General features: G+C 70.2%; 10 protein-coding genes and 1 pseudogene. 5 read left to right on the top strand and 6 right to left on the bottom strand.

The features are described 5' to 3' along the window. Positions 1 to 30: 30 nt before the first annotated feature. A complete protein-coding gene (locus tag DMB66_RS34125; protein WP_199752784.1) occupies positions 31 to 2,292 on the bottom strand; it encodes a M4 family metallopeptidase in 2,262 nt (753 codons plus the stop codon). Between the two features lie 155 nt (positions 2,293 to 2,447). After that, entirely contained in the window at positions 2,448 to 3,176 is a 729-nt protein-coding gene (locus DMB66_RS34120; RefSeq protein WP_125808246.1) for a class I SAM-dependent methyltransferase, read from the bottom strand. Positions 3,177 to 3,259: 83 nt separating this feature from the next. On the opposite strand from DMB66_RS34120, the gene DMB66_RS34115 reads away from it, so the two are divergent. Then, complete coding sequence (locus DMB66_RS34115; protein ID WP_125808245.1) at positions 3,260 to 3,778, top strand: GNAT family N-acetyltransferase; 519 nt, start codon at positions 3,260 to 3,262, stop codon at positions 3,776 to 3,778. Between the two features lie 49 nt (positions 3,779 to 3,827). After that, positions 3,828 to 4,664, top strand: coding sequence for an alpha/beta hydrolase (locus DMB66_RS34110; protein WP_125808244.1), 837 nt, complete (start codon positions 3,828 to 3,830; stop codon positions 4,662 to 4,664). Positions 4,665 to 4,739: 75 nt separating this feature from the next. Here DMB66_RS34110 and DMB66_RS34105 read toward each other — a convergent pair whose 3' ends face one another. After that, positions 4,740 to 6,323 carry a DHA2 family efflux MFS transporter permease subunit gene (locus DMB66_RS34105; RefSeq protein WP_125808243.1) on the bottom strand — a complete coding sequence of 528 codons (1,584 nt, stop codon included), beginning with the start codon at positions 6,321 to 6,323 and terminating at the stop codon, positions 4,740 to 4,742. 167 nt (positions 6,324 to 6,490) lie between these two features. Beyond that, a complete protein-coding gene (locus DMB66_RS34100; RefSeq protein ID WP_158647470.1) occupies positions 6,491 to 7,618 on the bottom strand; it encodes a GGDEF domain-containing protein in 1,128 nt (375 codons plus the stop codon). A gap of 207 nt (positions 7,619 to 7,825) precedes the next feature. Here DMB66_RS34100 and DMB66_RS34095 point away from each other — a divergent pair, with 207 nt between their 5' ends. Beyond that, positions 7,826 to 9,157 carry an ABC transporter substrate-binding protein gene (locus DMB66_RS34095; protein ID WP_158647469.1) on the top strand — a complete coding sequence of 444 codons (1,332 nt, stop codon included), beginning with the start codon at positions 7,826 to 7,828 and terminating at the stop codon, positions 9,155 to 9,157. Between the two features lie 3 nt (positions 9,158 to 9,160). On the opposite strand, the gene DMB66_RS34090 is transcribed toward DMB66_RS34095, so the two are convergent. Beyond that, positions 9,161 to 10,456 (bottom strand): vanadium-dependent haloperoxidase, encoded by a 1,296-nt coding sequence (locus DMB66_RS34090; protein WP_125808240.1) that lies wholly within the window; start codon positions 10,454 to 10,456, stop codon positions 9,161 to 9,163. A gap of 60 nt (positions 10,457 to 10,516) precedes the next feature. After that, the gene (locus DMB66_RS34085; RefSeq protein WP_199752785.1) at positions 10,517 to 11,947 is read right to left on the bottom strand and encodes an FAD-dependent oxidoreductase; all 1,431 of its coding nucleotides are present in this window, start codon (positions 11,945 to 11,947) and stop codon (positions 10,517 to 10,519) included. A 118-nt stretch (positions 11,948 to 12,065) separates the two neighbouring features. Here DMB66_RS34085 and DMB66_RS34080 point away from each other — a divergent pair, with 118 nt between their 5' ends. Both DMB66_RS34080 and DMB66_RS34075 read left to right on the top strand, forming a co-directional pair. Next, on the top strand, positions 12,066 to 12,617 hold the full coding sequence (locus DMB66_RS34080; RefSeq protein WP_233625042.1) for a TetR family transcriptional regulator: 552 nt from the start codon (positions 12,066 to 12,068) through the stop codon (positions 12,615 to 12,617). A gap of 211 nt (positions 12,618 to 12,828) precedes the next feature. Further along, positions 12,829 to 14,911, top strand: a pseudogene (locus DMB66_RS34075) (ATP-binding protein); the annotation flags it as partial.

The raw sequence follows: 14,911 nt of genomic DNA, 5'->3' as shown, positions 1-14,911 counted from the left end.
ACGAAATGTGGAGACCGCCCCGCCCGCTACCTACAGGGTGAGCGTCCAGCTGTTGATGTAACCGGTATCCGCGGATGCGGCGTCCTGGACCCGCAGCCGCCACGTGCCATCGGCGGCCTCGGAGGACAGGTTCGTCGTGAAGGTGGCGTCGATGTTGTCGGCGCTACCACCGGTCCGGTTGCGCAGCGTGTAGGCGCTGCCGTCCGGGGCCACGAGCGACACCACAAGGTCACCGACGTACGTGTGCACGATGTGAACCTCGACGGTGCTCGTCGCCGAGGCGCTGCGGCCGCAACCGTTGATCGCCACCGTGGATTCGACCGTCGTGTTGTCGGGGATCGTCACGTCGGTCGCGTTGCTGGCGGTGCAACCCGGAGGCCCGTTGACCGTGAGGGCGAAGGTCGCCGACCGGGTGGAGACCGATGACGTACCGATCACGGAGACGGAGTAGCTGCCGGCCGGGGTGGTCGACGCCGTGCTGATGGTGACCGTGGCGGTGCCGCCGGCCGTGACCGACGTCGGGCTGAACGTGGCGGTCGCCCCGGTGGGCAGGCCGCTCGCGCTGAAGGTCACGGTCTGCGCGGTGCCGTTGGTGACCGCGGTGGTCACCGTAGCGCTCGTCGAACCGCCCGGGTTGACCGCGGCGGAGGCCGGCGCGACCGTGACGGAGTGGTCGTTGCCGGTCGGGCAGGCGGCGTCGTTGCCGGCCACGTTGACGGAGGTCCAGGCCGCCTGCACGGTCTTGTACTCGGTCGAGCACAGGCCGTACAGATCGGTCGCGGCCGACAGGGTGTACGCCCGGGAGGTGTTGGCCGGCGTGGTGGTGTTGACGTAGCGGGTGTTGGACGTGAAGTACGCGTCCAGCGCCCGGAACCAGATCTTCTCGGCCTTGGCGCGACCGATGCCGACCACGGCAGGAGCGGAACCACAGACCGGCGAGGTGCCGTACGCGGTCGCGCCGGTGCCCTCCGCCAGGTTGAAGAAGAAGTGGTTGCCCGGCCCCGAGGAGTAGTGCACGTCGACGCTGTTGGTGCTGCTCGACCAGCAGCCGTGCGACGAACCGTCCAGCGTCGGGTTGTACATGTAGCGCAGCGGCGTACCGTTGCCGTTGATGTTGATCTTCTCGCCGATGTCGTAGTCACCCGCGTCGGCGGTGGTGTTGGCGTAGAACTCCACCATGCTGCCGAAGATGTCGCTGGTGGCCTCGTTGAGACCGCCGGACTCGCCGGAGTAGGTCAGGCCGCCGGAGACCACGGCCTCGGTCACCCCGTGGGACATCTCGTGGCCGGCCACGTCGAGGGAGACCAGCGGCCGGGCGTTGCCCGAGCCGTCGCCGTAGGTCATCTGGGCGCCGTCCCAGAAGGCGTTGACGTACGCGCTGCCGTAGTGCACCCGGGACGGCACGCCGGCACCGTTGCCGAAGATACCGTTACGGCCGTGCACGTTCTTGAAGTAGTCGAAGGTCGTCGCGGCACCGAAGTGCGCGTCGACGGCGGCGGACTGCCGGTTGGACGTGGCGCCGGTGCCCCACGCGTTGTCGGCGTCCGTGAGCGTCGTGCAGGTGCTGGTGCCGTTGTTCATGTCGCAGGTGCGGCCGTTGCCGTGCGACGGGTCGATCATGCTGTACGTCGAGCCGGACAGCGTGGTGTCAACGGTGACGGAGCCCGAGTAGACGCTCGCACCCGTGCCGTTGATCGTCTCGATCTCGTCGAACTCGCCGATGTACGCACCCGTCAGCGCGTCGCTGATGACGTGCAGCCGAGAGGGCGTCTGCTTGTCGGGCGCCCAGCCGCTGACCACGGTTTCCCAGGCGAGCCGGCCCCGGCCGGTGCTCGCGTCGACGAACAACTCGGCGTCGCCGGTGCCGGTCACCGTGCCGGAGAAGCGGGCCGTGGCGGCCTTGGCCGCCTTGGCCGCGCTGACCTTGGGGGTGGTGGCCAGCGTGAGCGGGCCGGCCAAGCCGACCGAGGAACCGGCGAAGGCGCCGCCGGCCTTGGTGTGAATGACGAAGTCGCCGCCGTAGACCCGCAGACCCTGGTAGGTGCGGGTGTAGCGGACGTGTGCGGCACCGCCGGGGTCGACCTTGCTGCTGTACGCGGTGTACGACTCGCCGGTCGCGGCGGCGATGACTCCGGGACGGCTCTTGACTACCTGGTCTGCCCGGCTGACTGCCGATGCGTCCGGTCGCGGTGACGTGGGGGATGGCGGAGCCGCCGAGCTGCTCGCGGCGGTGGCCGCGAGGCAGCTGCCGACCAGCACGGTGATGCCGGCCAGCGCGAGGGATTTCTTCACTAAGTTCCTCCCCGAACCCTGATATCCACGTATGGCAACGTGTAGATACATTATGGAGATCGGGAACGACGATCTTCTATATCATCAGGGTCATATCGGCGAGAGTGGTGGCGGCGCGCCGCCGTCAGCCTGATCCGCTGACGGCGCCCGATGGACTAGCGGTCCCGGCGGCTGGCCGGTTTACGCGCCAGGACGAGCTGGCACTGCGGGCTGCCGTCCCGGTGCTGGCCCAGGCCGGCCAGGTCGACTGCCGTCACGGTGAAGCCGGCCGCCGTCAGGTCGTCGCGGACCGCGGGCAGCGGGCTGGTGCGGTAGTACATGACGAACGGCGGGCGCCACACGGCATTGCGGACCCGCATCGCCACGTCGAATCCGAGCGTGGCCCAGTGCCAGACCGACATGACGGGCGGCGGCACGCCGATCGGCAGGGCGAGGAGCCCGCCGGGCCGCAGCGCGCGGTATGCCCCCTCGAAGAGCGCGGGCCGTTCGCTGGGCAGGAAGTGCCCGAGGGCGCCGAGGCTGACCACAAGGTCGAAACCTGCGGCGAAAGGGAGGGCCAGGGCGTTGGCCCGCACCCACGTGGCATCCGGGTGCGCGCTCCGCGCCTGCGCGATCATGCCGGCGCTGAAGTCGACGCCCGTGATCCGTCCCTGGCACAGGGACCTGAGAACCAGCATGCCCGCGCCGGTGCCGCAGCACAGGTCCAGTCCCTGGCCGAACGGCCCGAGTTCGGACAGCGCCTGGGCGGTCGCATCGAGAATGGTCTCCGGGGTGCGAAAGGGCGTGTGGTCGAACTTCGGAGCCAGCAGGTCATAGCCATGCTCGACCGAGGACAGCGCCTGGATGCACAGTTCACGCAGCGAAGGACCTTGAGGCGAGAACATCGACCGAGAGTACCCGCCGTGAACTGCGCTGCCGCGCCCAAAACCGGTTGCCCGGACCCGCTCACCCTCGACAAGCTGCGTCGATGCTCATTCAACGAGAGACATCGGCGCATGTCGCCGCCATCCGCGCGGTGACGGCCGCGGCCTTCGCCCGTCCCGGGCAGCCCGATCAGATTCCCGTCGAGGCCACCCTGGTGGACGAGTTGCGGGCCAGCGATGCGTGGCTGCCGGTGCTCTCGCTCGTGGCGGTCAACTCCGCCGGCGTGGTCGGGCACGTTCTGGGCAGCCGCGCATGGGTGGATTCGGTCCCGGTGCTCGCGATCGGGCCCCTCAGCGTGCATCCCGACCACCAGGGACGCGGCGTCGGCCAAGCCTTGATGCACGCCGTGCTCGGCGCGGGCGACGCCCTCGACGAGCCCATCGTGGTCCTCCTCGGCGACCCCCGCTACTACTCGCGGTTCGGATTCCGGCTCGCCGAGGAATACGGCATCACGCCCCCGGTGCCGGAATGGCGGCCGCACTTTCAGGCTCGGACCCTCACCGCGTTCACCCCCGACCTTCGCGGGCGGTTCAAGTACGCCGAACCGTTCGATCGGGTATAGCCGGCACGGGCTACTCCAAGCCTGATCGGGCACGCCGGACAATGGGACGATGGTCAAGGTGTCGGGTCCGGTGCGGGTAGTGCTCGTCGTGCTTCTGTTCCTGGCGCTTGTCGTCGCGGTGGCGTGGCTGCTGCAGCGGCGGTTGATCCATTTTCCGGACGCGTCGGCGCCGCCACCCGCGGCCCAGGTTGTCGCCGGGGCTCAGGACGTCGTCCTGCACACCGATGACGGGCTGCGGCTGGGCGCCTGGCTGGTCAAACCCCAGCCGAGCGCGCCCGACCGGCGCCTGGCGGTGCTGGTGGCGCACGGCAATGCGGGCAACAGGCAAGGTCGGGTCCCGCTTGCCGTCGCGCTGGCCGGCCACGGCCTGACCGTACTTCTCGTCGACTACCGCGGCTACGGCGGCAACCCCGGGAGCCCGAGCGAGGAAGGCCTCGCCCGCGACGTCCAGGCCGCCCGGAGCTACCTTGTCGACCGGGCCGGGATCCCCGCCGAGCGGCTGATCTACTACGGCGAAAGCCTGGGCGCGGCCGTGGTGACCGCCCTGGCGGCGCGACACCCGCCCGCCGCTCTGGTCCTCCGCTCCCCCTTCACCGACCTGCCGGCGGCGGGGCGGGAGCACTATCCGTTCCTGCCGGTGCGGCTGTTCCTCCGCGACCGGTTCCCGGTCGGTGACCTGATCGCACAGGTCACCGCGCCCACGCTCATCGTCTACGGCACCGCCGACACGGTTGTCCCACCGGCGCAGAGCGTGACCGTCGCCGACCGTGCCGCGGGACCGGTGCGGATCGTCGCCGTCGAGGGCGCCGACCACAACGACGCGTCCCTGCTCAACGGCCCGCAGCTCATCAACGCGATCACGGAGCTGGCTGGCGAGATCAAGTGACCGGCTCTAACCAACACTGCCTCCCCCACCGCCGGCGATCCGGCGGTGGAGGAGGCAGACATCGATCCCTGAGCCTCAGTGGATCATGACTGGGGCCGCGGTGTGACCGTCGCTGTCGCCGGTCGGGTCGTCGGTCACGGGCTCCGCCTTCCGCTTGCGCGGCAGGAAGGCGATCGGGATGAACGTCGCCAGCACCAGCGCGAAGCCGACCCAGAACGTCGTGGCGAACGAGCTGGCCACGAACTCGAGGCCGCGCTGGATGACCGACGGTTCCACCGGGAGCTTCGCGCCGTGCTGGTTGGCGATCGCGGCACCGGCCTCGGTGATCTGCTCGCCGGTGCGGGGGTTGGTCAGGCCCGGAATCGGCTTCGAGCCGTTCAGCTGGCTGGTGAGGATCACCGACATGATCGCGGAACCGATGGAGCCGCCGATCTGCTGGAGGATGTTTACCAGCGTGGAGCCGCGCGCCACATCGCTGTTGGACAGCGTCCGCAACGCCGACGTCATGATCGGCATCATCGTGCCGCCCATGCCGAGGCCCATCACGAACAGCGAACCGCACAGCAGCCAGTACGAGGTGTCCGTGCCGACCTGGGTGAACGCGAAGAACCCGGCGGCGATCAGGGCCATCGCGAACGGCACGGTCCGGCCCACCGGGATCTTGTCGGCCAGCATTCCGGCGATCGGCATCGTCAGCATCGCGCCGAGGCCCTGCGGCGCCATCAGCAGGCCGGCGTTCAGCGTCGACTCGCCGCGGACCTGCAGGAAGTAGCTCGGGAACAGCAGGCCGGCGCCCATGAACGCGATGATGAACACGAACAGCGAGAGCGACGCGATCGACAGGTTGCGGTTGCGGAACAGCCGCAGGTCGAGCAGCGGGTGCTTCGGCTTGAACGAGTACAGGACGAAGCCGATCACCAGCAGGGCGCCGACGGTCGCCGGGAGCCAGACCTTGGTGGCCGTGATCGTGCCGGTCTCCGGCAGCGACGAGATGCCGTACAGGAAGAGGGCCAGGCCCGGCGACAGCATCAGCATGCCGACGAAGTCGAACGACTCGGACGGCTTCGCCTCGTCCTTCGGCAGCGCGAACTGGGCGTAGATGAGCCCGATCACGCCGATCGGCAGGTTGATCAGGAAGACCCAGTGCCAGCTCGCGGCCTCGATCAGCCAGCCGCCGAGGATCGGGCCGCCGATCGGGCCGAGCAGCATCGGGATGCCCAGCACGGCCATCAGCCGGCCGATCCGCTCCGGGCCGGCGGCCCGGGTCATGATCGTCATGCCGAGCGGCATGAGCATGCCGCCGCCGAGGCCCTGCAGCACCCGGTAGGCGACGAGTTGACCGATGGAGTCGGCGGTGGCGCACAGCACGGAGCCGAGCGTGAACAGCAGCAGCGCGAGCATGTACAACCGCTTGGTGCCGAACCGGTCGGCGGCCCAGCCGCTGAGCGGGATCACCGTCGCGAGCGCCAGGGTGTAGCCCGTCATGGTCCAGGCGACCTCGGCGTACGTGGCGTCGAACGTGGTCTGGAAGGTCGGCAGCGCGACGCTGACGACGGTGATATCGAGAATTGACATGATCGCGCCGAGGACGACCACTCCGGCAATCTTGAGGACGGCGGCATCCAGTTTGTTCGGCGCCGCGGCGACTTGATCAGTCAATGAAACTCCAAGGGCTGGTGGCCGGTATCGCCGATATCGACCAACTCACAAGCATGCGCGAAAGAAGTGACCATGGTGTCACCGCAACCCGGCGCCGGCACCCGATTTACCGGGTCATTGTGCGCAGCGACACACCCCAATTCCGGCAAAATCTCAACGGGCGCGGTCTATGCGGCCGCGGGCTGTTCCTCCGCCTGATAGACGCAGACACCGAGCTTGCCGCGCTTGGCCGTGTACATCGCGGCGTCGGCGCGCTGGAGCAGTTGGTCGATGCGGTCGCCGTGATTCGGGAAGACGGCGACGCCGATGCTCGCGCCGACCTCGACGGTCTGCCCCTCGAGCTCGACCGGCTCCCGGATGGCCTTCAGGACGCGGCCGGCCACCTCGGCGGCGTCGTCGACGGACGTGACGTTCGGCATCAGGATCGCGAACTCGTCGCCGCCCAGCCGGGCGATCGTGTCGGTGTCCCGGACGCACGAGTTGAGCCGCTCCGCGACGTGCTTGAGGAGCAGATCGCCGATGTGGTGACCCAGGGTGTCGTTGATCTGCTTGAACCCGTCGAGGTCCAGGCCGATGAACCCGACCGGCTCCCGGGTTCGGGTCGCGATGCGCAGGGCGTACTCGGTCCGGTCGTGGAACAGGCTGCGGTTGGCCACCCCGGTCAGCCCGTCGTGCATGGCCTTGTGATGGCTGCTGGCGGCGTGGCGTTCGACCCGCCGCTGGTAGCCGACCAGGATCGCGACGCAGAGCGCCAACATCGCGAGGTCGCAGGCGAACACCCCGGCGGCCAGCGACTGCAGCCTTCGGATCCGCCCGTCGATCACTGCGAGGTATTCCGTCAGGTCGCGCTGCTTGCGCTCGACGTTGGCCACCGACTGCCGGCGCAGCGCGGCGAACTCGGTGGCGGCCGGCGACACGTTCGCGTCGATCTCATCCTGATCGTGGCGCCCGCCGGCGTCGTGGATCGCGCGCAGGCTGTTCTCGTACCGGAGATAGTCGGACCGCAGCAGCGCCACCTGGAACGCCTCGTTGTCGCCGCCGTGCGCCGACAGCCAGGACAGGTCCGGCTCCGCCGATCCGATCGACGACAGCAGCGCGATCCGGTCGAGCTCCGTGCCGGTGGCCAGATATTGGTGCAGCGCCTCGTCTTCCTTGCTGACCTGGACGAAGACGTGGCCCCAGCGATTGGTGATCTGGTTGGAGGCGCGGACTTCCGCCGTCGTCTGCCGGGTGGTCAGGGTGCCGCCGATCGTGAGCGCGGCGAGAGCGGCGAGGCCGACAGCCAAACCGATCATGGCGCCTCGCCGTACGCCCCGCCGTGGCAACCAACTGCCTGACATGCTCACCCGCACCCAATCTTGGGGGCCGCCCGGCCCGTGTGCAGACTCACATCGTCCCATCCTTGAGGATCCTGAGTACGAGCCAGCGGAAAAGTGGCCGCGCCGGACATGGATTTCGCGGTTCCTCGTGGGCGTAGGTCCCCGGTCGCACACAATCATCCGGTGACGACGCGTACGCGCACAGCGCCCTTCATCCTGTCCCGGCGAGACGCGCTCCGGCTCGGCGGCGGAGTAGCGGCCGCGGCGGCGTTCGGCGGCCTGTCCGCCTGCGGGACCAAGACCGAAGCGGACAATCCGGTCACATTGCGGATGACGTGGTGGGGCGGGGACGCGCGGACCAAGGCGTACCAGGGCGTCCTCGCGGCCTTCGGCCGATCGCACCCCGGCATCACCGTGACGGCCGACTTCTCGGGGTACGACGGCTACTTCGACAAGATCAACGCCAATATCGCCGGCGGCACCGCCCCCGACCTGCTCCAGATGGATACCGCGCTGGTCAGCGAGTACGCCGGCCGGGACGTGCTGCGGCCGCTCGACGAATACCTCGGGGACAGCCTGGACCTGAGCGCCTACCCGGAAGCGTTGCTGGCCGCCGGCATGGTGGACGGCAAGCTGTACGGAGTGCCGTCGGGCACAGGCGGCGTGCTGGTCACGTACGACGCGACGGTGCTCAAGGCCGCCAAGGCCGCCCCGCCGACGGCGGACTGGAGCTGGCCGGATCTCACCGCATACGCGACGAAGCTCACCAAGACCCTGGGTGGCAAGGTCTACGGCGTCTCGGACGGCGGGGGCGACGACGTGGGCGCCTTCCAGATCTTCCTGCGGCAGCGCCGGAAGGACCTGTTCACGGCCGACGGCGCGCTCGGATACGTCGAGCAGGATCTGACGGAATGGCTGACCTACTGGGACGAGATGCGCCGGCGCCACGCCGCGCCGCCCGGGGACATCACCTCCGCGGCGCACAACGACAGCGCGAAGAATCCCTTGATCAACGGGCAGGTCGCCATGACCTTCGGCTCCGGCCTGGAGATCTCCCTGCCCCCGCTCACCGACCACGAGTTGGACTTCGTCCCCGTACCCGCGGGACCGGCCGGTTCGGCCGAGGGCCAATACCTCAGCGGCGGCGTACTGCTGAGCTCTTTCGCCCGCAGCGAGCGGGCGAAGGAGGCCGTGGAGATCATCTCCTTCCTCACCAACGACGAGGAGGCGATCAAGATCATGGGGCTGACCCGCGGCATCCCGCCGACGGACCGGGCCCGCGAGATCGCCGGGGCGCAACTCGCCCCGGCACAACAGCGCGCGCTGGCGGCGACCAACGTGGTGGCCGCCAGGGTGACCGCCGCCGAGGCCAAAGCGCCGCCGTCACCGCCCAAGGGCGCGGGGCAGGTCAAGGAGTTGCTCTTCCAGAACAACCTGGCGGTGGCGTTCAAGCGGAAGACCGTCCCCGCGGCGGTCAAGTCCTTCTTCGCCGGGGCAACGAGCGCGCTGTCCTAGCCGTCAGCGGGGGCAGGCGCCGACATGGGTGGGGCCGTCGAGCCGGAGCAGCCGCGTGGCCAGCACCTCATCGCCGACCCCGCGCCCGATCCCCTGACCGGCCCGGTCACTGAACGCGAAGTGCTGGCCGCCGAACAACCGCGACCGGCCGGCCTCCGCGGCGGCCGACGAGAATCCGGGGTACGTGCGCGCCTGACCACCCGGCGCGGTGTCGGTCGCGTGGGTGAAGCGGAGGTTGTCCGAGCAGAAGAAGCCGGCCAGCACCGTGGCGGCGACCCCGCTGTACGAACTGTGCCCCGACGTCCACTCCGGGGTGCCGCCCACGGAGCCGGCGCGCGCCGCCCACCCCGGGTTCGGCTGCGTCAGCGGGTTGCCGTCGGTGTCCGCCTCGCGGATCGCGGTGGTCGGTCGCCAGTGCCGGTAGGTGTACTTGGTGCGCACCGTCGCCACGGTGGTGTCCGCCGACGCCATGCTCACCAGCGCGGTCATCCGGGTGCCCTGAGCCAGCGACAGGCCGCGATCGGCGCCGACGGTCAGCGCGATCCGCAGCCACTCGCCGGGCGGCTGCGCCGAGCCGGCCGGAACCGACCAATACTGGTACGTGGCCAGCAGATCCGGCGCGGGCACGCGCGCGTCGCCCAGCACGGCCACCTCCGCGAACGCCGCCGCGTATTCGACGCTGTCCAGCGCGGGCGGCGGCCCGGGCACGAACACGCCGGGGTCCCGGACCGCGAACGGGCGCACGTCGCGGTACTGCACGCCGGACCACTCGGCCCGGAAGACCCCCGGTCCGGTACCCGCCGGTTGACTCAGGACGGGTGCCGAGCCGTCGTCGGCCCGCATCCGCACGACCTGGCGGCCGACCTCGTCGCCCCACCGCGCGCCCGCGGTCTGCCGATGCCCGGCGCCCGCCCGGCTGAGGTCGGCGTCGCGCTGGGCGTCGTAGGTCGCGGCCCGGGCCGGGTCGACCGCCACGAGTACGGCGTGCGCCGCGGTGACCGCGGCTGCGAACGGATCGCCGTCACGCGGACCCGGCCCGGCGACCAGTGCGTGGGCCCGGGCCGGCGCGCCGTGCCCGCCGATGATGCCGTTGACCGCGTCGTACATCGCCGCGTTCAGCATCGCGTACCACCGGGCGGCGTCGGCGTCGCTGGCCCGCGACGCCCGTACGGCGTTGAAGGCCAGCTCGTTCCAGGCCCGCACCCCGTCGAATCCGGCCGCCGGGCTGGCCGCACGCGCCGGCGCGCTCAGCGCCGCGCTGACCAGCCCGAGGATCAGTGCGAAGATGACCTTCCGCATGGCTCGCCTCCAGGTCGCGTGCCGGTACCGGGATCGACTTTCCTCCTCCAGCGATCGATGTCAATGGATAGCGTCGGAAACACGACGCTCCGCCGGCCGATCGGCGCACCCGGCGGCCTGGAGGGCGGCGCGCAGGGCGGCGGGTTCGCCACGCCAGGCGATGTGGGCGTCCGGGCGCACCAGGGTCCACGGCATGGTGGTGTCGACCGGGGATGCCAGCACCACGCGGTCCTGCCGACCGTCGATCGCGGACCGGGCCGCCTCCGGCGCCAGCAGGACGTACTTGCCGTCGCGCAGCACCTCGTACAAACGACGGGAGTCCCGCAGGGGGACGTCATGCGCCCGGGGCGCGTGCGGATAGTCGATCCCGATGCCGGAGACGGTGCCGGCGACCTTGCGGGCCACGGGCGGCAGGCGCAGCGCCGTCCCGCCGATGACATCGCGGGCCAGCCGGCCGGCGCGGGACCGGATCATCGCCATCCGGATGATGGCGCCGCTGCTGCGAAGGACGAGGCGGCCGACCGGGTGCCGCTCGCTCTCGTACGTGTCGAGCAGCCCGTCCGGCGCCCAGCCCCGCACCGTGGCCGCGAGCTTCCAGCCGAGGTTGGCGGCGTCCTGCAGGCCGGTGTTCATGCCCTGCCCGCCGGCCGGCGAGTGCACGTGTGCCGCGTCCCCGGCCAGGAACACCCGCCCCACCCGGTAGCGCGGGACCTGGCGCTCGTCGCTGTGGAAGCGGGACATCCAGCGCGCCTCCCGCAGGCCGAAGTCGGTGCCCAGCGCGCGCCGCATCACCTCGCGGATCTCCTCGAGGGTCACCGGCTCGGTGTCCGGCTGTTGGGCCCGGCGGTCCCAGGCGAAGACCCGGTGCCACCCGTCGCCGAACGGCGCGACGAACGCGAAGGCGTCACCGACCGCGTTGACCGCGAGCACGTCTTCGGGCGGATGGGCCAGCCGCACGTCCGCGAGCATGATCGATTTGAGCACCGACTTGCCGGGGAACGGCAGCCCCAGCGCGTCTCGCACGGCGCTGTGCACCCCGTCGGCGCCGACCACGTAGTCCGCTCGCATCGGGGCGCCGCCGACGGTCAGCTCCACGCCGTCCGCGTCCTGGCGCAACGCGGTCACCCGGGCGCCGCGCACGACGCGGGCACCGGCCGCCGTCGCCCGCTCGGCGAGCGCGCTCTCCACGTTGTACTGCGGAGTGATCAGGAGGTACGGAAACCGGGTAGGCAGGCTCGACAGGTTGATCCGCAGGTGGTCGAAGAGGCGCAGCCGCTCGACCGGCGCACCGCCGGCGACGAGATCGTCGGCCAGCCCCCGGGCGTCGAGGTGCTCCAGCGTGCGGGCATGCACACCGAACGCGCGGGTCAGGTTGGACTCGGTGTCGCGCCGCTCCAGCACGGTCACGTCGACGCCGGCCCGGGCCAGGTCGCCGGCGAGCAGCAGCCCGGTGGGCCCGGCACCGACAATCGCGACGGTCGTCCGCTCCATCATGATGATCTCCCTTGCCAACGTCTGTTTGCCAACACTTGTTGGCAAAACCATAGGCCCGCCCCTCCGGCAGTGTCAACACTTGTTGGCCAACGGGTGTTGGCATATGCTGAACGGCATGCCACCAGCTCCCCGCCGGTCAGACGGCACCCGCGCGGCGATCCTCACCGCAGCCCGCGAGCGGTTCGCCGCCGACGGGTTCGAGCGCGCCACCATCCGGGCCATCGCGGCCGACGCCGGCATCGACCCGTCGATGGTGATGCGGTATTACGGCAGCAAGGACAAGCTGTTCGCGGCGGCCGCCGACTACGACCTGCGCCTGCCCGACCTCGACGGCGTGCCGCGCGACGAGCTGGGCACCGTGCTCGTCGGGCACTTCCTGCAGCGCTGGGAGGGCGACGAGACGCTGATGGCCCTGCTGCGCGCGGCCGTCACCAACGAGGCCGCCGCCGAGCGCATGCGGGGCATCTTCGGCGCGCAGCTGGGTCCGGTGGTCGCGAAGATCACCGGAGGCGCCCCGGACGCACCGCGCCGGGCCGGGCTGGTCGCGACCCAGACGCTGGGCTTCGCGCTGTGCCGCTACGTGCTGAAACTGCCCCCGGTCGTGGCGCTGGACCGCGACGAGGCCATCGCCTGGCTGGCCCCCACCATCCAGCGATACCTCACGTAAGCGACCGGACCGGCCTTGTCCGAAGTCAGACAGAGGACGGATGGCGTCCGGATTGAACTCGCTGGCCGTGCCGGCCCGTACTTACGCACCCCAGGGCAGTCACCTTGCTGCGTTTGTGCGCGCATCGCTACGGTGTGTTGGACGTCGATCCGACGTCGACGACCGTCGCCACGGGCGGGTGCGCCAGCCTGGTAAGAGCATGAGGGGCCACATGGTCACTGGAAACGCGCTCGATCCACTCGAGGACGCCCTCGGTGGGCCAGGCGCGGCCGCTCTGCGACGGTGGGCCCAGCAGCAGCGCCGCGCCGTGCGGCTGACCAATCCACGCTGGACCACCCGTGGCTACACCGGAGCGGTCCTCATCGCGATCGTGGTCAGCACCCCCGGCGAGCCGGATCGTCAGGTGATCGTGAAGGCGTGCCCGGCCGGACCATCCGCCGAGGAGACCGGCGCGCACCGAGAGGCCCGGGCGCACTCCGAGCGTGAGTTCTTCCGCCAGCACCTGGTGGACCAGGCTTACGAACCGCACCCGATCGACGGCGGCGGCCGCCTGATGTTCCAGGAGGTAGCCGGCGCGACGCTCGACTATGTCACGCTCTCCGGCGTGCCCGACGCCCAGCTCGCGGCGGCCTGCGCCGGCGTGGTCGACGAGATCATCCGCCGCTGGAATCCGACGGCGATCAAATCGATCCAGACGACCGTCGGCGAGTATCTGCGGCGGGAGTTCAGCCGGACGGCCGGCCCCGGTGAGTCGGTCGAGTCGCTGGGTGAGTCCCTCGGCCTGCTGGGCTCGGAGTTCCGGTACCTACGCGACGGTGTCGGCCAGCTGCCGGTCGACATCCCGAATCCATTGTTGATGTTCACCGACGACAGCCTGGCCGCCGAGCTACCGATCGATGCGGTGATCGGGTTGGCGCACGGCGATCTGCACACCGAGAACGTCCTGATCCCCAACACGTTCGACACCGCGCGGATCGACGAGTTCCGGCTGGTCGACCTGTCCACGTTCGAGATGAACGCGCCGGTGACCCGGGATCCGGTGACGTTGATACTGTCCGTGGTCGCACCGAGCATCACCGAGCTGCGTACGGAGGAGCAGGAGGCGCTGCTCGCGTTCGTGCTCGCACCCTGGAAGGCACCGCCGCGGCTGAGCGCGCTCTTCGCGCAGACGATCGAGGCGATTCATCGCGCCGGCTTCGAGGCGATCAAGTCGATGCGCCTCGGCGACTGGCGCTCGCAGTACCTCCTCTCCGTCGTCGCCACGGCACTGCAGTTCACCTCGTTCACCAGCGTGGGCGACGAGGGACGGTGGTGGTTCTTCAGGCTCGCCGGGAACGCCGGTGGCGAGTTCCTGCGGCGGCACGGACGGTACGCGCCGGCGATGCCCGCGACATTGCGCCGGCCGGTCTCCTGGCCGGTGCCTGGACCGGAAATCGCCGAGGCGCCGGTTGTCCGGCTCGACGACGAGAGCCTGCGGTCGCTGGTGCCGCTGCTCGCGGGCCTGCCGCCGGAGGCGCTGCGCCACGCCTACGCCGAGATGGTGGATTCCCCCACCGCGACGACGCAACCGAACTGGCTGGACACCACGGCCGTCATCATGGCTGTTGATCGCGATGCCGACCCGTGGGCCGGCATCGCGCCCTTGTTGATCTATGCGGAACGCCTCGCCCACGCCTTCTCGGGCGGCGTGCAGCTTCGGCTGCACTCCTGGGTCACCGATGTCGGTGCCCGCTACTACCCGGAAGGCCGCCTCCGGGACCTTTGTTTGGCCGTGAGCAGGTATTTCACCAGCGAGCTCGCCGCCTCACCTGTTCAATTGGTGAGACAACCGAAGGCCGCTTTAGCAGCTTTCGAGGATATTAGTACTGTTTCGTCACGAGATAGTTCCTCGCCGGGAGGCTCCGTGTTGGCCCCGTCATCGGTTACCACTCCGCCGTCCGAGACGGCTCTTGCCGCACCACGCCCGATTCGTGGCGGACTGCCAGCCAAGAATCCCGACTTCACCGGGCGCGAGCCGCTCCTGGCGGCGCTCGCCGATACGCTACAGACCTCCTCCGCCGTGTCGGTGGTGCCCCAGGCTCTGCACGGGCTCGGCGGCGTTGGCAAAACCCAGCTCGCGACCGAATATGCCTACCGGCACGCCGACGACTACTGGCTCGTGTGGTGGATGACCGCGGAGTCTGCGGCCCAGGTGCGAGGATCTCTCGCGCAGCTGGCACAGCGGCTGGGCATGCCGGTCGGGCAGGACATGAAGCAGACGACCGCGCTCGTGCTGGAGGCCCTGTCCGCGAGTC

It is taken from the genome of Actinoplanes sp. ATCC 53533 (assembly GCF_003947245.1).
This window is presented reverse-complemented; position numbering and strand designations above follow the sequence as displayed.